This window comes from Streptomyces sp. NBC_01439 (assembly GCF_036227605.1).
GTDB lineage: Bacteria > Actinomycetota > Actinomycetes > Streptomycetales > Streptomycetaceae > Streptomyces.
On sequence record NZ_CP109487.1, the window covers coordinates 8,101,013 to 8,117,164 of the forward strand.

Below are 16,152 nucleotides of genomic sequence, written 5' to 3' on the forward strand. Positions count from 1 at the left end.
GATGACCGAAGGAACCGCCGGGGCCGCGGGCTACGGCGCGGGACCGGTGGTGCCGCCCGCGCCACCCCCCTACGGTCCTGCGCCGGGCACCGCGTCGGGGCCGGCGCCGGGACCGCCCGGGCCGGGCTCCGACGGAACACCCGCGACTGCGGGCGGTGGCATCGACCGGCTCAACGCCTTCGACGGGCTGTTCCTGCGCGCCGAACACCTGAACCGAATCCAGGACTACGCGCGCGAACTCGCCCTGGCCGTCGCAGCGGCGGGCGGCCCCGGGGTGGTCGAGGGTTACCAGGTCACCCTGAAGGACGGGGTCCTGCGGGTCGGCGCCGGCCTCGCCATCACGGCGGACGGCCGTCCGCTGCGTTCGGAGCGGCTGGTCACGCTGCCCCTGTCCGGTCTCACACACGACGCCGACACCTTCTGGTGGGTCGAAGCGGTCCCCGAATCCTGGCAGTACGGCCAGGCGCCGGTACAGGGCTCCTACTGCGACGATCCCTGCTCCGGCGCGGGCACCACCCGGCGTCCCTACACCGCGGAAGGCGTGCGGATCAGGCTCACGGAAGCCACCGAGCGGGGCATCGGCACGCGCGATCCGGAGTTCCGTCGCAACTGGATCGCGTCCCGCCTCTTCGCCGCCGAGCGCACCGAGCACTCCCCGTGGCCGTACGGAACCGGCAGCGCCGATCTGCCCCTGTCCTGGGCTCCGCCCGGGGTCCCCGGGAAGCCGCAGGCCGTGCGGCTCGCGGTGCTTATCCCGCAGCCCTGCGGGATCGACACCTGGGAGGTGGACATCTGGGCCGCCCGCCGGGACCGTGGCGAGGCCCCGCCGTACCGGCAGTGGCAGTCCCGCCTCGGCATGCGCCCGTGGGACGTCTTCGTCGCCCAAGTCCTCCAGTTCCAGGCCCAGCTCGCGGAACTGGTCGGGGCGCCCGAGCGGCCGGAACCGGATCTGGCACCGCTGCTGGAGCAGTTGGTCCGGCTCGGCGGCTCGAAGTACCTGCACCGCCGCACGAAGGACGAGATCAGCCGCGAACTGTTCCAGCTCGCCAAGGACATCGACACCGGCGGGCTGGTCAAGCCCGCTGCCTCCCGGACGACTCCGTATCCCCTGGACCGCATGGGCATCGCGGAGCTGCCACCCGCCGGCTACCTGCCCCTCACGATCGGCGATCAGCACCGCAGTCCGTTCGAACAGGTGCGGATCTGGCTGGAGGCCTGCCGGGACCTGCGATTTTGCGTAGGGGGCCTTGCCGATGTCGCACAAGCGGTCCAGGAGGCCCAGCACCGTGACCGCATCCGGCTGGACGGGAGCGCGGAGGTGGACGTGCTGCTCCCCGTAGACGAGCAGGGGGAACCCACCACCCACTGGGTCGCGTTCGTCCGGCGGGAACGACGGCGTTGTCACGAACCACAGGAAGGAGACTCGCGGTTCGAGGCACGTCACCCTCAGGAGGGAGAGGTCGTGGCGGGCGGGGAGGGCGGGGAGCTCCGGACGGAGCCGGAATCCGGGCTCTAGGTAGATCCTGGAGACCGGCTCGTCGGTTGCTCTCGGTGATGACCGGGTGACGTCGTGCGCATAGCATCTGCCGCCCGGGCTTCTAGCGGGAGGACCGCCTATGCATCCGAATCCGCAGTTCTTCGAGTCGCCGGTCCGGATTCTCGGGCCTGGGGACGCGCCGACCCTCCACCTCCTCGGTGGGCCGCGCGTCGTCCACCGGGGGAGAGGGCTCGATGTGCCGGAGGGCAGCAAACGGCTGCTCGCCTTCGTCGCACTCAACGGCGGCCGCGTCGAACGCCGGCACGCGGCGGGCACGCTGTGGCCGTCCGGCGACGACCTGCGGGCGGCCGGCAACTTGCGGTCGGCGCTGTGGCGGCTCAAGGCGGCCGGCATCGACCTGCTCGACTCCGACAAGTGCTCGCTGTCGGTGCGCGAGCACACGGTGGTCGATCTGTACGTGTTGTACGGCTGGGCGGGGCGACTGATCAGCGGTACCGCCGGGAGCGAGGACCTGTGCGCCCTGAAGTGGCGGACGGACGCGTTGGACCTGCTGCCCGGCTGGTACGACGACTGGGTGCTGCTCGAGCGCGAACGCGTTCGGCAGCGGCTGTTGCATGCCCTGGAGGCACTGAGTCGCCAGCTGTCCCATGTGGGCCGCCATGCCGAGGCCGTCGAATCCGCCCTGGTGGCGGTCGGTGCCGAACCGTTGCGGGAGAGCGCCCAACGCGCTCTGATCGAGGCCCACTTGGCGGAGGGGAACCTGGTGGAGGCCTTGCGTAGCTATGACGCCTACTGCGGCTTGACCCGGCGTGAACTCGGGGTGGCACCGGGCCGCGAGCTGAGGGCGTTGATGAAGCAGTTCAGCGAGTCCGACCGTCGTCCCGCACGACAACGGGTGGTCGGAGGGGTCTGAGGTTGGCGAGCCGGGACTCGACTGACGCAGGGGTGGCGGGACGGCTGACCCCTCACGTGTTACTCGACAGTAGGAGATGATGGCGGACGACCATCCACACGACCGGGTGATGAGGTAGCGGTGACGACTTTCGAGGAACCTGCCACGGTGCACGCCTTCCGGGACGACGCCCTCGGGGAGCACGACGCCGTCGGTCTGGCCGCGGCGATCCGGCGGGGCGAGGTGGGTGCCGCCGAGGTCGCCCGGGACGCGGCGGAACGGGTGCGGGCGGTCGAGGCACGGCTCAATGCGGTTCAGGTGCACGGCGAGGTCCCGACGCACCCCACCACCCGGACGGGCGGTGCCTTCGCAGGGGTGCCGACCTTCGTCAAGGACAACACCGACTACCTGGGCCTGCCCACCGGCCACGGCAGCGCGGCCTTCACTCCGAGGGCCGCGCGCCGGCACGCGCCGTTCGCGCGGCAGTTCCTGAGCAGCGGCGTCACGGTGCTGGGCAAGACGCGGCTGCCCGAGTTCGGGTTCAGTCCGACCACGGAGTACGAGGGTGCCGAGCCCGTGCGCAACCCGTGGCACACCGGCCACTCGTCCGGTGGTTCGTCGGGCGGCAGCGCGGCACTCGTCGCCGCCGGGGCGGTGCCGATCGCGCACGCCAACGACGGCGGTGGCTCGATCCGGATACCCGCCGCCTGCTGCGGACTCGTCGGTCTCAAGCCCACTCGGGGCAGGGTCGTGGCGAACGCCCAGAGCCGTCAACTGCCGCTTGACCTCGTCTCCGACGGAATCGTGAGTCGTTCCGTGCGGGACACCGCCGCGTTCCTCGCCGCCGCCGAGACGTACTGGCGCAACCCGAAACTGCCACCTGTGGGCCTGGTCGAAGGCCCTTCGGGGCGGCGGTTGCGCATCGGGTTCTTGCTGGATTCGCCGAACGGCGTCCACTCCGACCCCGCCACCCGGGCGGCCGTCACGGAGACGGTGGCCACGCTGGAACGGCTGGGCCACACCGTGGAGCCGGTGGAGTTGGCCATCGACGCCGGCTTCACCGACGACTTCCTGACGTACTGGGGGATGCTGTCGTTCCTCCTCGGGGTCACGGGCCGGACCCTCGGCGCGGACTTCGACCGGCACCGCACGGACGGCCTCAGCCGCGGGCTGCGCGAGACGTACCTGAAGAACTGGCAGCGCACTCCGGGCGTGCTGCGGAGGCTCAAGCACACGAAGGAGGCGTACGCGACGGCGTTTCGGGGGCTCGACCTCGTGCTCTCGCCGGTGCTCGCCCGCACCACGCCGCCGATCGGTCACCTCAGCCCGGCCGTTCCCTACCCGACGCTGATCGAACGGATCCTCTCGTACGTGGCGTTCACGCCGGTCGACAACGTCGTCGGTACACCGTCGATCTCGGTGCCCGCCGCGAGCGTGACGGTCGACGGTTTGCCCATCGGCGTCATGTTCTCCGGCCGCCCCGGCAGCGAACGGAAACTGCTGGAGGTCGCGTTCGCGCTGGAGGCGGACCGCCCCTTCCGGCGCATCCAGGACCTGTGACGACGACCGATCGCTCCGCCCCTCCCGACCCGTGCCCGCGGTCCCGGCCCGACCGAACGAACCGGGACGTCGCCCGCCCGCGTCTGCATCAGAGCAGGCAGCCGGATTGACGTCGACGCCTTCGGCTGCTCGCCCGCGGAGGCGATGGCGCGACGGAAAAGTCATGTCGTCCACCCGATTGGGACGTCTGCCCGTAGGGCACACTGCCAGCGGGCGGGGGGAAGGACGGTGAATGCGGGTGTTCGGGAGAGGCGAAATCCACTCGGGGGTGGGATGACCGGCAGGACCCGATTCACAGCACGTTTGGTGTGGGGGCGCCGCAGCCTGCACGTGTTCTGCTCGCACGCACTGGCTGCCTTCGGACTGCTCGCGGGCCTAGTGCAGTTGGTTGCCGCCCTATTTTCCCTGACCTTTTCCGCACCGGTGGCGGTCATCGCGGCAACTGCCGCCGCCAGTGTCGTCTGGGGCGCCGTACAAGCATTCCCGCCGGCATCCGCAGAGCGCGCGTTCGACCATCCGAGGACACGGGTGCGCGTGATCGCCGGAGATCTGTTCGACCAGCCGGGGCACCTCGTCATCGGATTCACCGACACCTTCGACACGTCCGTCGCGGATGACCGCGTGATCAGCCGTTCAAGCGTCCAGGGGCAGTTGCTGGAGCGCTTCTACTCAGGAGTACAGGACGATCTCGACAATGCGCTGACCGAAGCACTGGCACTGCACGTGCCCGAATCGGTCGAGTCGCGCGTGGACAAACCCCAGGGCAAACTGAACCGCTATCCCATTGGCACCGTCGCGATCATGCCGAGGGGTGACCGCAAGCTGTTCGGCCTGGCCTACAGTCGATTGACCAACGACCTGGTCGCGGAGTCCAGCCCCGAGAGGGTCTGGGTGAGCCTGTGCCGCCTGTGGGAATCCGTCTACGCACACGGACACCGCGAGCCGCTCACCATCCCGGTCATCGGCAGCGCCCTGGGCCGTATCGACACCCTGAGTCACGAGAACCTGCTGAAGATGATCCTGCTCTCCTTCGTCGCGGCCTCCCGGGACCGGGTGATCACGCGCGAACTCACGGTGGTCGTGTGGCCACCGGACCTGAAGGAGATCAACACTCTGGAGATCCGACAGTTCCTGACGACGCTGTAGGACCCGGAACACACCGAAGGGGGAACGGTAGTGACGAAGGCGAAGGCATTCCTCAGCTGGTCCACGGCGGACCCGCGGATCGAACCACTGGCCCAACTGTTCAAGCAGTGGCTGGGCTCACTGCTCAGCGAGCGCGTGGATTTCTTCTTCTCGCGGGAGATCGCTCCTGGAGAACACGCCGTGCCGAGCATCTACAAGGCACTCAACGAGGCCCACTTCGGATTCATCTTCCTGTCCCAGCGCACCGCGCGCAGCCCCTGGGTCATCTACGAGAGCGGATGCCTGAATCCTTCCCTGCGCGCCGGCCGGGTCTTTCCGCTGCTGTTCGACCTCTCCCCCAAGGAACTGCGGGTCGTGTGCCCCCCGCTGGCGGACTTCCAGGCCGTATCGCTGCGCGACGTCCAGGACGTGCGGCGGCTGACCGAGAAACTGGCCCGGATGGTCGGGCTCGGCGATACCGAGATGTTCGCGTTCCGGGAGCAGTTCCAACAGACGCACCCCCAATTGGAGCGTGCGATCACCGAAACCGTGGACAGCAGGCGGCTGCTGCCCGACCGGTTCACGGGGACCGTCACCTACAACGAGAACATCACCGGATCCCGGAACTTCCAAATGCCGCAAATCTTCGACCACTACCAGCGCGAACTGTTTCTGGTCGGCAACAACCTCAACTTCCTGCTTAACCTGCACAACAACACCGAGATGTTCGGCGCGCTGCTGGACTCCCTCGTGCGGGATCCATCGAAGACCGTTCGCATCCTCGTGGCCGACTTGTGGGACGAGAAGATCCGCTACACCTTCAACAAAATCATCTTCGGCAACGCCATGTCGGAGTTCGCGGGCCTGGACGACGTACTCACCAACCCGGATTCGACTCTGTACCTCGACCGCTTCATAGCCGACCGGGTCGGCAGCGAGGTCCACCAGCGCCTGCGCAGGCAACTCACGATCAAGAAGTTGTCCTTGCTGTTCGACACCTTCTGGTTCGTCGACCCGGACGGCACGACCCACTCCGGCGACCTCCTCTTCGCCCTCATGACGGCCGTCACGGGCAGGGAGCGCCCGGTCTTCTACGTGAACCAGGCGGAGAACCCGGGCCTGTTCTCCAAACACTTCGACATGTGCCGGGCCGCATTCGACCTGACCTCGGAGGTCCTGTGGCCCGTCGCAGGGCCCCCTCGCTGACTGCCCGTACGCGAAGGACGCCCGGCCGGGGCTCCGGCCGGGCGCCGGTACCCGGTGGCCGGGACCAGCACATCCAGTGAGCGGCTGCTGCGGTCAGCCCCGGTATCCGGGCGGGCCATCCGCACTGCGGAGGCTGACGCAGGTGCAGGGTGAACAGTACGGCCAAGCGGCGGAACTGCTCGTCGGCTAGCAGCAGACCAGCTCAGAGCCCGTATCCCGACTTGTTGCGATCGGTCGGGTTCGGTCCCATTAGTGGCCCTCTTGCGGCCCTCCCCCTGACGGAGTCGATCGCGCACCGCGACCAGTCCAGCTGGCCGCGGGCGCCGAGCTCGTCGAGGACCACTCGGTGGAGCCTTGCCCATGTGTGATTCCGGCTCCACTGGACGAACCGCCGGTAGATCGCTGCCAGAAGCAAGAAACGAGGTCTTAGGCGTCTTCGAAGGCGGTCACGTGCACGGAGAAGACCTTCGTGCCGGTCTGGTGCCCGGTGACCTCCGTACGGACGACGCCGCTCCTGCTGCGGCGCAGTGGGGTCGCCTCGACCCAGCAAGGGGAGTCCAGCTCGACGTAGCGGGCGAACCGGGCGTCGAACTCCGTGGGGACGGTCTGGGGGGCGCCGGAAAGGGCCTGTGCGGCTTGGGCGGCGGCTTCGAGGAAGACCAGCCCCGGTACGTGGTCGTGTGCGTGGTCGAAGTAGGAGCGGTTGGCGGTGTTCACACGCAGCTGCCAGCGATGCGATTCTCCGATCGGGCTCAGGACGGCATCGTCCAGCGAGGTCTGCCGCCCCCGCGTGGCGTCGTCGAGGGCGGGCCCGAGGGGGAGGGCGCGTGCCGTGGCGGCCTGCGCGTCCCCGTACTCCCCGCGCAGTCTTTCGTATATCGCGGGAGGGTGGGCGGTGTAGCGAACCCGGGCGATGCCGAGCGGCTCTCCGTCGCGCATCGCCGTGATCTGGGTGGCGAGGCGGACGGATCCGCGCCGGTGACGGTCCACCTCGGTGTGGGTGACCGTCAAGCGCACGACGGCCGGCACTGATCGGGTCCGCATGGCTGTCGGCACGACGGAACTGTCGTAGGAATCCCAGCCCAGGCGGAAGTCGAGAGGTATGTCATGGGCGACGTGCGACAACAGGGCGAGGGACTGGCGGATCGTCTCGGAGAGGAGGAGCGGGTGGTAGTGGCCCTTGTGGGAGGTGTACAAGGAGTGGTGCGCGGGCCATTCGGCGATGACGGTGTGGGAGACGCCGTCGTCGTGGCGGCGCCATCCGGACAGGAACGCCTGACCGGGTGCGGTCTTGCGGGTCAAAGCCGTGGAGGCCTGCTGGACGCCTTCGAAGGGCGTGATTAAGCCGGTTGTGATGTTCATCGGGAGTTCCCCCCTGGAACGATGCGAGTTGGGTGCAGGCGGCACTGCAGACATCGGTGCAACGAACTCTGCGCAGTAACATAGAGATGACTATGTTTATTGTCGAGATGCTGGGGAGGCAGATGTATGGCACAACAAGAGCGGAGCGTTCGGACACGAGCGGCCATCCTGAGGGCGGGCGCCGAGGTTTTCGCCGAGCTTGGCTTCGCCGGGGCGAGCGTCAACAAGATCGCGAGGCGGGCGAACCTGACGCTGGGGGCGCTCTACTTCCACTTCGAGTCGAAGGGGGAGCTCGCCCGTGAGATCGTCCGGACCCAGCCGGAGCTGGTGGCCGGGCCCACGGCAGCCGGCGTGCAGGGCGCCGTGGACATCACCTTGGCTTGGGCGACACAGCTGAGGGAGGACCCTTTACTGCTGGCGGGCGCCCGACTGGTGATGGACCAGGAGTACTTCGTCTGCGACGAGGAGGGCAACTCCTATCGGCAGTGGGCAGAGGTGCTCCAGCCGTTCCTGCGCGAGGCCGGTGAGAACGGCGAACTGCGACCGGACGTGGAACTGCGGCAGCTGGCGCAGCTCGTGGTCAACGCCTGCACCGGGGCCCAGATGAACGCCCAGCTCGACAGCGGCCGAAGGGACCTTCCGGACCGCATCCGGCAGATGTGGGTCCTGTTGCTGCCGCTCATCGCCAGCGAGGAGTGCGCGAGCAGGGTGATGGAGACGTTGCGCCTGGATGACGACGATTCTCCTCCGCATGGCGTGAATTGAACCTGATCGCCACCCAAAGGGGCTGCCGCGCCCGCTGTGCATGGCGTTGAATCTGGCTATGTCACCTATAGCGGGAGCCTTACAGGGGCGAACAGCCATGATCACTGGGGCGTCGAGCGGCATCGGGGCCGCCGCTGCGAGGCTCTTTGCCAGGGAGGGTGCGGCCGTCGTGCTGCTGGCCCGGCGCAAGGACGCGTTGGAGGGACTGGCCGAAACGATCCGCGCGGAACGGGGGAGGGCGCTGGTCGTGCAGGGGGACGTGCGAAATCCCGAGGAGGTGGGGGAGGCCGTCACCCGGGCGGTCGAGGAGTTCGGTGCACTGGACGCGGCCTTCAACAACGCGGGGTCGGGGGCGTTCGGCCCGGTCCTGCACGAACTGGACGAGGACGCCTATGACACGGTCATGGACGTCAACGTCCGGGGCATCTGGAACTGCATGCGCCGACAGATCCCCGTCATGCTGCGGCAGGAGAACGGTGGCGCGATCGTCAACACCTCCAGCGTCGCCGGTCATTCGGCAACGGGCGCCACGGCCCCGTACATCGCGGCCAAGCACGCGGTCCTCGGCCTCACTCGAGCCGCCGCGGCGGAGTACGGGGCCGCTGGAATTCGGGTGAACGCATTGATGGTGGGAGCCACCCGCACCCCGCAGCTGGAGCCGTACCTGGACGGCACCGCCGCTGCAGTCGAGAGGCTGACCAGGCGCGCGGTGCAGAAGAGACTGGCAGACCCGGAGGAGATCGCGCAGGCCGCACTGTGGTTGTGCAGTGGCCGGGCATCCTTCGTCACCGGCGGAGCGGTGGCGGTGGACGGCGGGTGGAGCGCGGTGTGAACCGTGCCGAGTCCTGGTCGAGACGGCGTCGGAACGGCCGGGCGAACCGCGTGACGTCACGGCGCCCGGCGCGCGTGCGACACGGGTAGTGCGAGCGGGGCCCCTGTCCCGTGGCACGAGCGGAACGGTGCCACGGGGACCCGTCGTGCGGGGCCGCGTGAAGTCAGACCGGCAGCCGCGCCGGCCGCCGGGGCGTCCTGATCAGACGGGCGGAGGCGCGGATCCCGGGAAGGGCGGACGGGTCGACGTCCGCCAGGTCCTGGAAACCGCAGGCCGCCGACACCAGCGTCACATGGCGATGCCAGCCGGGATAGGACCGGCCCTCGAAGTCCTGGAGCCCGAAGCTGCCTTCGAGTCGGCGCAATGCCCGGGGGGTGGCGGCCGACAGGGACGCCAGCTCCAGAAGTTCCTCCATCGGCAGGTGGACGAGGGTGGTGACCCACAGCGCGGTGGGCTGCTCGCCCCCGCGGGGAACTTCGCCGAACAGCCGGTAGAAGCGCTGCGGCTGCGGGCCGCGGGGCAGGCGCACCAGTCCGGTGACCACACGGGTCAGCCGCGAGGGGCGAAGAGGGCTCGCCCTCAGGACCGAGCGCAACAGTTCGCCTTCGGTCTCCAGGAAGCGACGCGCGCTGATGGGCGAAGCGGTGCCGTCGGCGGCCGGACCGGAGGGAGGAGCTGCCGCGCCAGGCTGCACGGCCAGGCCGTCGGGGACGGCGACGACAAAGTCGTGGCCGCGCTGCCGAAGCCCCAGGAGGAGCCGGTCGGACTCCTTGTGCTCGCGGAGATTCGCTACCAAGGGCAGGGCCGGGGACGCGCCGGCGGCCAGTGTGTCGGCCAGGTCGAGCACCTGCGCCCAGACCGGAAGGGGCTGGACGGCCTCGGGAATGCGCGTGCGGCGGCGCAACTGCTCCTCGCTCCACTCGCTCGGCAGGTGCAGGCGCCAGTCCACAGGAATCTGACCGCGGCTCGTGGCCAGGAACTGCCCGACGCCCACCTGGCAGTTGATGGTCCGACCCAAGGGCGGCACGAACCTGCGGTGCACCCCGCACGACTGGTCACCCCGCTTGGGCACCACGGCGACACCGATGGTCCACGCCTTCGGCCGCGTCCGCTGCTCGACCCAGCGCCTCAGCTCGCCCCGGACCGGCTGCCAGTCCCACGGGCTGGCGTTGATGAAGCGGTGCAGCGACTGCGAGGCGGTGGGGGAGTCCGTGATGGCGGCAGCCAGGCTGCGCACGGACTTCCTGCCCGAGACCGCCAGAAGTCCCAGCAGGTACGCGGCGGCCCAGCGGCGTTGGTCCGCTCTCGGTAAGTGCGTGAAGAGCTGATCGGCGAATCCGGCGACTCGATGGCCCTCTTCCAGGGTGGACAGCCGGTCGGCACCGTAGGCGATATTGATCATGAGGGGCTCCGGGGGGTGCGGCTCAGAGATCGACGCCCAAAGAATAATAGGGGCTGCTATTTTTTTGTCGGAGTGAATCAGCCAACCCGGCCATGAGGTCGGCGCCTTCGGTCCGGAGGCCTGACTCTGCGTGAACCGGCCAACCGTGATCGACGGGCTTGTAGACGCTGACCTGCGGCGTCACACTTGCCGCCACGACCGCTGGACGACGAGGTCGGCCCCCCGGCAACGCCCGCAGAAAGGGGGCCGCAGGCACATTCCGCTCCCGTGGAGGCCGTCCGGCGCTCTGCCACCGGACCGAGCCGGGGACGGGCAGGTCGGCGCACTTCGCCTTCACGGCGTCCGTCGTACGTGTGGTGCGCGCACCTGCCGTCCCCGCTGTCGGTGCCGGATGGGGCCGTCTTGTTGACCATCAACCAGCGCACCGGAGACATGCATGACGAGGCAGTTACGTGCGGTACGCACCCGGCAGGCACTGGTGAACGCCGCGGCGACCGAGTTCGACCGGAGCGGCTATGCCGGCGCCGCACTGAACCGGGTGTGCCGGGCCGCCGGGATAACCATGGGCGCCCTGACGTTTCACTTCTCGACCAAGGGCGAACTGGCCGCCGCCGTGCAGGCGAAGGGGCAGACCGTCACCCGGGCCGCGCTCGGCGCCCTGCCGTCAGGCCCGGCACCGGCGCTGCACCGAGCCGTCGACATGACCCTCGAACTGGCCCGGCTGCTCGAGGAAGAGCCGGCCGTCCGCTCCGCGGCACGGCTCAGCCGCGAGCTGCCGGACGGGGACCTCGCCTGGATGAATTCTTGGGAAGCCGCCGTGCAGGACCTCTTCAGTCAGGCCTATCGGGACGGACAGTTGCACGCCGCGGTCCGTCCGGAGGATCTGGCCGTGCTGTCGCGGTTCCTGATGCTCGGCGCCGAGTACCGGGCCCGCGCGGCGAGCGAGCAGAACGGCCAGGAGCCGCGCGAACCGGGCACGGTGGAGGAGATCAGGCAGATGTGGGACATCATCCAGCGAGGCATTTGCGGTCCGTCGAGCCTCGCGTCTTCGTGACGGGGGTTGCGCGGCGTATCAGGAGGGCGGCCTGAGAGCTCGTCGCCGCCGAGGGCGGGGCCGACCGCGCCGGTTTCGGACAGAGTCCGCATGGGTGCGGGTCCGGCACCGTCGGAGCACGCGGTCGAACCGTTCTCTCGGCCGCTCACGGTACGGGGCGTCTCCGTGTCGGGAGGTGCACCTCGAGGAGCTCCCACTCAGCATGCCCGAGGTTGCCGGGTGCCGTGAACCACGCCCTGCTGGGTTTCCCACCTTCGAAGGCCGGGACTCGAAAACAATCGAACCTTCAGGCAAACACTCCGTCGGTTCCCGCCGAGGGGGAGCGGCATTCGCATCTTTGCTCGAATCGGGGTGCGATTTTCGCGAGTCGGCATTGCCGCACCCCGCTCCGGCACGGATCGTGGATGCCGCAACCGACACTAGTACCAAGGGCGGACCAGTGAGGGAGGCCGAGCCGGCGTGTGTGATCAATGCGCGGGTGCCGGCGACTTCCGCAGGTCCTCAAGCTTGTTCAATCCGTGGCCGATGGGGTCGGCGCGGCGATCCGGGGCGGCGGCAGACCCTCCCTAGCGACCGGAAGAGCTCCAAGAGGCAAGGCCGTCGGCAGCCTTGCTCCACTCCGTCGGGCGTGGGCCAGGGGCTCTCCTGGCGGTGACGCCTCTTGCCGTGCCGCACTCGCTGTCCTGCAGCAACTCTATCGATTCGACCAGCTCGGACTTCCGGCTGCCCATTTCCGGGGCGGCCAATACGGCAATGCCTTGAAAGGCTTCTGTGGAGGTTTCCATGGCGACAGTTGAGCGTGTGGACGCAGTCGTGATCGGGGGAGGAATAGCCGGATCCGCCCTGGCGGCGGTGCTTGCGGGTGACGGATACGACGTCCTGCTCCTGGAGCGGCAGACCGTTTACCGGGACAAGGTGCGCGGCGAGGTGATCAATTGCTGGGGAGTGGCCGAACTCCTCGAACTCGGCCTGGAGAAGCAGCTGCTCGATGCGGGCGGGACCTACATCGACCGCTTCGTCGGATTCGACGAGATCACCGACCCGGAGACCGCTTGGGCCAACGCCCTCAACCTGGACGACATGCTTCCCGGCATTCGTGGCGTGCTCGACGTCGGTCACCCCGAGGCGTGCGAGGCGCTCGCCACCGCTGCCGCTGAGGCCGGGGCCACGGTTGTGAGGGGGATCGGCGACGTCACGGTGACGGGCGGGCCCCACCCCAGCGTTCGCTACGAGTACGACGACGTCGAATACGAGGTGCCCTGCCGCCTCGTCGTCGGAGCGGACGGTCGCACCTCGACCGTACGGCGTCAGCTCGGCATCTCCCTGACCCAGACCCCGCCGAACTCGTTGGGCGGCGGCATGCTCGTGGAGGACCTCCACGACTGGCCCGCCAACGTCACCTCGATCGGCACCGAGAAGGACCTGCTCTACTTCGTCTTCCCCCGTGCGGGAGCCAAGGCCCGGCTGTACCTGCTGCACGACGTCGCCCAGAAGGGACGCTTCTCCGGCCCGACCCGGCAGGCCGACTTCCTCGAGGCGTTCCAGCTGGACTGCATCCCCAACAGCGAGATGTTCGCCGCGGTCACCCCCTCGGAGTCCTGCGCCTTCTATCCGATGAACGACGCCTGGACGGACGGCCCCGTCGTCCCCGGCGCGGTCCTGATCGGCGACGCGGCCGGCTGGAGCGATCCGGTGGTCGGCCAAGGCCTGTCCATCGCCCTGCGGGACGCGCGCCTGGTGTGGGAGGCGCTGCGCTCCAGTGCCACCTGGTCGCCCGGGATCCTCAAGCCGTACGTCGACGAACGCGAAGAGCGGATGCGCCGCCTGCGCATCTCGGGATCCGTCCGCACCGCGATGAACATGACCTTCACCCCCGAGGGCGCCGCGCGTCGCAAGGCGTACGCCAAGGCGTGGCCCACCGACCCGGTGCTGGCCGGATCCCGGCTCGCCACCTTCAAGGGGGCCTACGGCGTTCCCGCCGAATCGTTTCACCTCGAGACCATCCAGCGACTGCTCGCCCTCGGTTAGCCCCAGTTGGCTCCGACGCACCCATCGAAGGGACTTCCACCATGCACGTGAAGACCGACGCGGACGACGCCCGGATCCGGAAGAACGGCTGCGACATCCGCCAGCTCTACCCCTGGGACGGCGTCGTCGTCCCGCCCTGGAACAGCACCTTGTGCTCCATCCGGCCGACCGAGTCCAGCACGCCCCACGGCCACGCCACCGACGAGACCTTCATCTTCATCAGCGGTGAGGGGTACCTGCGCGTCGGCACCGAGGAGCGCCAGATCACCCTGGGCGATGTCGTTTACGTCCCGCACGGCACCGACCACAAGGTCACGAACACCAGCGAGTCCGACCCGCTGACCTTCGTGAGCATCTACTGGCTCCAGCCCGCCGAGGCCGGAAAGGACGCCTGATGGCCGACTCCCCGGGTGCCGACACCACCGCCCCGCGCCGCGTCAACGTCACCTTCTCGCCTCCCACGCCCAATGGCGACCTGCACCTGGGCCACCTCGCCGGCCCTGTCCTCAACAGTGACGTGTGCGCCCGGTCCCAGAAGATCCTCGGACACGACGTGGCCTTCGCCACCAGCACCGACGACAACCAGACCTACGTCGTCACCACCGCCGAACGCCTCGGGACCACGCCGGAGGCGCTCATCCAGCACGCGCTGGAGAGCGTGACGAAGTCGCTGGAACTGGCCGGCGTCGACGTCGACTTGTTCGAACGGCCGGACGAGGACTACACCACGTTCGTCCGCGACTTCTTCACCCGGCTCTGGGAGCACGGCGCGTTCGACCTGCGCGAGGTCGATCTGCCGTACGACGCCGAAACCGGTGAGTACAAGGCCGAGGCCTTCGTCACCGGACGCTGCCCCACCTGCCTGGCCCACGCCAGGGCCGGCGTCTGCGAGGCCTGTGGCCTCTACAACCTGCCCGGCGCCCTGCTGCCCGTCACCGACACCGCATCCGCCCTGCCGCAGCGAACGGTCTCGATCTGGGTCCTGGACCTCGAACGCTACCGATCCATGATCACCAACTGGTACCGGACCACCGACGTGCAGCTGCGTCCGGACCTGGCCAAGGTCGTCGCCGACACGCTGGCCGGGCGGCTCCCGTACATCCCGCTGACCTACCCCACCGCCTGGGGCATCACGGTCGAGTGGGACGGCCCCGACATCCAGCCGCAGGCCATCAACGCCTGGCCGGAGATCTACGTCGGTCACCTGTACTGGCTGCAGCAAGCACGTCTGGACACCCGGGCCGAGTGCGACGAACTCGTCCAGTTCATCGGCATTGACAACGGCTTCTACAACGCCTTCGTCTACGTGACCCTGGCGCTGCTCGCGGCCCGCCACGGCATGCCGGTGCCCCTCCCCAGGACCCGCACGCTCACCAACCAGTACTACATGCTGGAGGGCCGCAAGTTCTCCACCAGCAAGGGCGACGTGCGCTGGGCGCGCGACTACCTGGAGTCCGTCGGCCGCGACCGGGCGCGGTTCGTCCTCGCCCTGACCAGCCCCGAACTACAGCAGGCGGAATTCAGCGAGCCCATCGCGGCCGACACCATTGCCGCACGCTACGACGCTCCCCTCACCACGATCGTCGAACAGCTCGACGCCCTGACCGGCCACCACATCGACGCGACGCCCTCCCCGTGGTGGGACGCGGCCCTGCAGGCGTCCCGGCGACGCTTCGAGGACGCCTACCGGCTGGAGAACTTCAGCGTCCGCAAGGCCGCCGAGGCGGTCGCCCTCCACCTGGAGGTGCTGGCGCTGCGCTCCGCCCGGATCCGGGTCGACGCCGCGAGCGAGGTCTCCGGCGCGCTGAGGTTCCTGTGGGCGCTGCGCACCCTGGCCTGGCCGATCACCCCCGACCTCGCCGAGAGCATTTCCACCGCCTTCGCGGGCCCGACCACCGTCGGCAAGGCACCCCTGCTCGCCGACCTCTCCAGCACACCGGAGAACCCCTTCCGGGGCCTGGTCATCCCGGCCGCCCCGACCGCATGACCTGCGGGGCGACCCGCCCCGCACACCACTCCCGCACGGACGACACCTTCACCTCCCAGGAGATCCACCATGCTGCGCACCTTCATGAACGCGAAGATCCACCGCGCCACCGTCACCGACAGCAACCTGAACTACGTAGGGTCCATCACCATCTCGCCGGAGCTGCTCGACGCCGCCGGCATCGGCGTCCACGAGCTGGTGCACGTCGTCAACGTCAACAACGGCGCGCGCTTCGAGACGTACACGATCCTCGGCGAGCCGGCCGCCCACCAGGTCATCGTCAACGGCGCCGCCGCCCGCCTCGTGGAGACCGGCGACAAGGTCATCATCATCAGCTACGCGCAGCTCACCCCGGACGAGGTCGCCGACCACAAGTCCCGCGTGGTCCACGTCGACGACACCAACGCGATCACCGAGACGGCGCTCCTCAGCGCGTGACCT

At 69.0% G+C, this 16,152-nt stretch carries 14 protein-coding genes and 1 pseudogene; 12 read left to right on the forward strand and 3 right to left on the reverse strand.

Translation table 11 applies throughout. The features are described 5' to 3' along the window. Position 1: 1 nt before the first annotated feature. The 5 genes from OG207_RS36855 to OG207_RS36875 all read left to right on the forward strand — a co-directional run bounded on the left by OG207_RS36855 (position 2) and on the right by OG207_RS36875 (position 6,281). Positions 2-1,516, forward strand: a complete 1,515-nt coding sequence (locus tag OG207_RS36855; RefSeq protein WP_329104926.1) for a hypothetical protein — start codon at positions 2-4, stop codon at positions 1,514-1,516. A gap of 100 nt (positions 1,517-1,616) precedes the next feature. Beyond that, a complete protein-coding gene (locus OG207_RS36860) occupies positions 1,617-2,411 on the forward strand; it encodes an AfsR/SARP family transcriptional regulator (protein WP_329104928.1) in 795 nt (264 codons plus the stop codon). Between the two features lie 120 nt (positions 2,412-2,531). Continuing rightward, positions 2,532-3,950 carry an amidase gene (locus OG207_RS36865; RefSeq protein ID WP_329104930.1) on the forward strand — a complete coding sequence of 473 codons (1,419 nt, stop codon included), beginning with the start codon at positions 2,532-2,534 and terminating at the stop codon, positions 3,948-3,950. A 273-nt stretch (positions 3,951-4,223) separates the two neighbouring features. Next, the gene (locus OG207_RS36870) at positions 4,224-5,096 is read left to right on the forward strand and encodes a macro domain-containing protein (protein ID WP_329104932.1); all 873 of its coding nucleotides are present in this window, start codon (positions 4,224-4,226) and stop codon (positions 5,094-5,096) included. Between the two features lie 30 nt (positions 5,097-5,126). Next, on the forward strand, positions 5,127-6,281 hold the full coding sequence (locus OG207_RS36875) for a toll/interleukin-1 receptor domain-containing protein (RefSeq protein ID WP_329104934.1): 1,155 nt from the start codon (positions 5,127-5,129) through the stop codon (positions 6,279-6,281). A 214-nt stretch (positions 6,282-6,495) separates the two neighbouring features. Here the strand turns inward: OG207_RS36875 and OG207_RS36880 are convergent. Both OG207_RS36880 and OG207_RS36885 read right to left on the reverse strand, forming a co-directional pair. Beyond that, positions 6,496-6,678: pseudogene (locus OG207_RS36880) on the reverse strand (IS5/IS1182 family transposase); the annotation flags it as partial. A gap of 29 nt (positions 6,679-6,707) precedes the next feature. Further along, positions 6,708-7,643, reverse strand: coding sequence for a ScbA/BarX family gamma-butyrolactone biosynthesis protein (locus tag OG207_RS36885; protein ID WP_329104935.1), 936 nt, complete (start codon positions 7,641-7,643; stop codon positions 6,708-6,710). A gap of 126 nt (positions 7,644-7,769) precedes the next feature. On the opposite strand from OG207_RS36885, the gene OG207_RS36890 reads away from it, so the two are divergent. Further along, positions 7,770-8,408, forward strand: coding sequence for a ScbR family autoregulator-binding transcription factor (locus OG207_RS36890; protein WP_329104936.1), 639 nt, complete (start codon positions 7,770-7,772; stop codon positions 8,406-8,408). A gap of 58 nt (positions 8,409-8,466) precedes the next feature. Further along, the gene (locus tag OG207_RS36895) at positions 8,467-9,240 is read left to right on the forward strand and encodes an SDR family NAD(P)-dependent oxidoreductase (RefSeq protein ID WP_329104937.1); all 774 of its coding nucleotides are present in this window, start codon (positions 8,467-8,469) and stop codon (positions 9,238-9,240) included. A 163-nt stretch (positions 9,241-9,403) separates the two neighbouring features. Here OG207_RS36895 and OG207_RS36900 read toward each other — a convergent pair whose 3' ends face one another. Beyond that, positions 9,404-10,642 carry an IS701 family transposase gene (locus OG207_RS36900; RefSeq protein ID WP_329104939.1) on the reverse strand — a complete coding sequence of 413 codons (1,239 nt, stop codon included), beginning with the start codon at positions 10,640-10,642 and terminating at the stop codon, positions 9,404-9,406. Between the two features lie 436 nt (positions 10,643-11,078). Here OG207_RS36900 and OG207_RS36905 point away from each other — a divergent pair, with 436 nt between their 5' ends. The 5 genes from OG207_RS36905 to panD all read left to right on the forward strand — a co-directional run bounded on the left by OG207_RS36905 (position 11,079) and on the right by panD (position 16,149). Continuing rightward, positions 11,079-11,696, forward strand: a complete 618-nt coding sequence (locus OG207_RS36905; RefSeq protein WP_329104941.1) for a TetR family transcriptional regulator — start codon at positions 11,079-11,081, stop codon at positions 11,694-11,696. A 783-nt stretch (positions 11,697-12,479) separates the two neighbouring features. Next, positions 12,480-13,724 carry an FAD-dependent oxidoreductase gene (locus OG207_RS36910; RefSeq protein WP_329104943.1) on the forward strand — a complete coding sequence of 415 codons (1,245 nt, stop codon included), beginning with the start codon at positions 12,480-12,482 and terminating at the stop codon, positions 13,722-13,724. A gap of 41 nt (positions 13,725-13,765) precedes the next feature. Further along, positions 13,766-14,119, forward strand: a complete 354-nt coding sequence (locus OG207_RS36915; RefSeq protein WP_329104945.1) for a cupin domain-containing protein — start codon at positions 13,766-13,768, stop codon at positions 14,117-14,119. Then, entirely contained in the window at positions 14,119-15,711 is a 1,593-nt protein-coding gene (locus OG207_RS36920) for a class I tRNA ligase family protein (protein WP_329104946.1), read from the forward strand. The genes OG207_RS36915 and OG207_RS36920 overlap by 1 nt, the downstream gene beginning before the upstream one ends. 69 nt (positions 15,712-15,780) lie before the next feature. Next, entirely contained in the window at positions 15,781-16,149 is a 369-nt protein-coding gene (panD, locus tag OG207_RS36925; protein ID WP_329104947.1) for an aspartate 1-decarboxylase, read from the forward strand. The last annotated feature ends 3 nt before the right edge of the window (positions 16,150-16,152 follow it).

Excerpts from the sequence above, each read along its gene's own strand:
- panD (WP_329104947.1), top strand. The coding sequence starts at position 15,781 with ATGCTGCGCACCTTCATGAACGCGAAGATCCACCGCGCCACCGTCACC.
- OG207_RS36920 (WP_329104946.1), top strand. The coding sequence starts at position 14,119 with ATGGCCGACTCCCCGGGTGCCGACACCACCGCCCCGCGCCGCGTCAAC.
- OG207_RS36905 (WP_329104941.1), top strand. The coding sequence starts at position 11,079 with ATGACGAGGCAGTTACGTGCGGTACGCACCCGGCAGGCACTGGTGAAC.
- OG207_RS36910 (WP_329104943.1), top strand. The coding sequence starts at position 12,480 with ATGGCGACAGTTGAGCGTGTGGACGCAGTCGTGATCGGGGGAGGAATA.
- OG207_RS36900 (WP_329104939.1), bottom strand. The coding sequence starts at position 10,642 with ATGATCAATATCGCCTACGGTGCCGACCGGCTGTCCACCCTGGAAGAG.
- OG207_RS36895 (WP_329104937.1), top strand. The coding sequence starts at position 8,467 with ATGTCACCTATAGCGGGAGCCTTACAGGGGCGAACAGCCATGATCACT.
- OG207_RS36855 (WP_329104926.1), top strand. The coding sequence starts at position 2 with ATGACCGAAGGAACCGCCGGGGCCGCGGGCTACGGCGCGGGACCGGTG.
- OG207_RS36915 (WP_329104945.1), top strand. The coding sequence starts at position 13,766 with ATGCACGTGAAGACCGACGCGGACGACGCCCGGATCCGGAAGAACGGC.
- OG207_RS36890 (WP_329104936.1), top strand. The coding sequence starts at position 7,770 with ATGGCACAACAAGAGCGGAGCGTTCGGACACGAGCGGCCATCCTGAGG.
- OG207_RS36870 (WP_329104932.1), top strand. The coding sequence starts at position 4,224 with ATGACCGGCAGGACCCGATTCACAGCACGTTTGGTGTGGGGGCGCCGC.
- OG207_RS36860 (WP_329104928.1), top strand. The coding sequence starts at position 1,617 with ATGCATCCGAATCCGCAGTTCTTCGAGTCGCCGGTCCGGATTCTCGGG.
- OG207_RS36885 (WP_329104935.1), bottom strand. The coding sequence starts at position 7,643 with ATGAACATCACAACCGGCTTAATCACGCCCTTCGAAGGCGTCCAGCAG.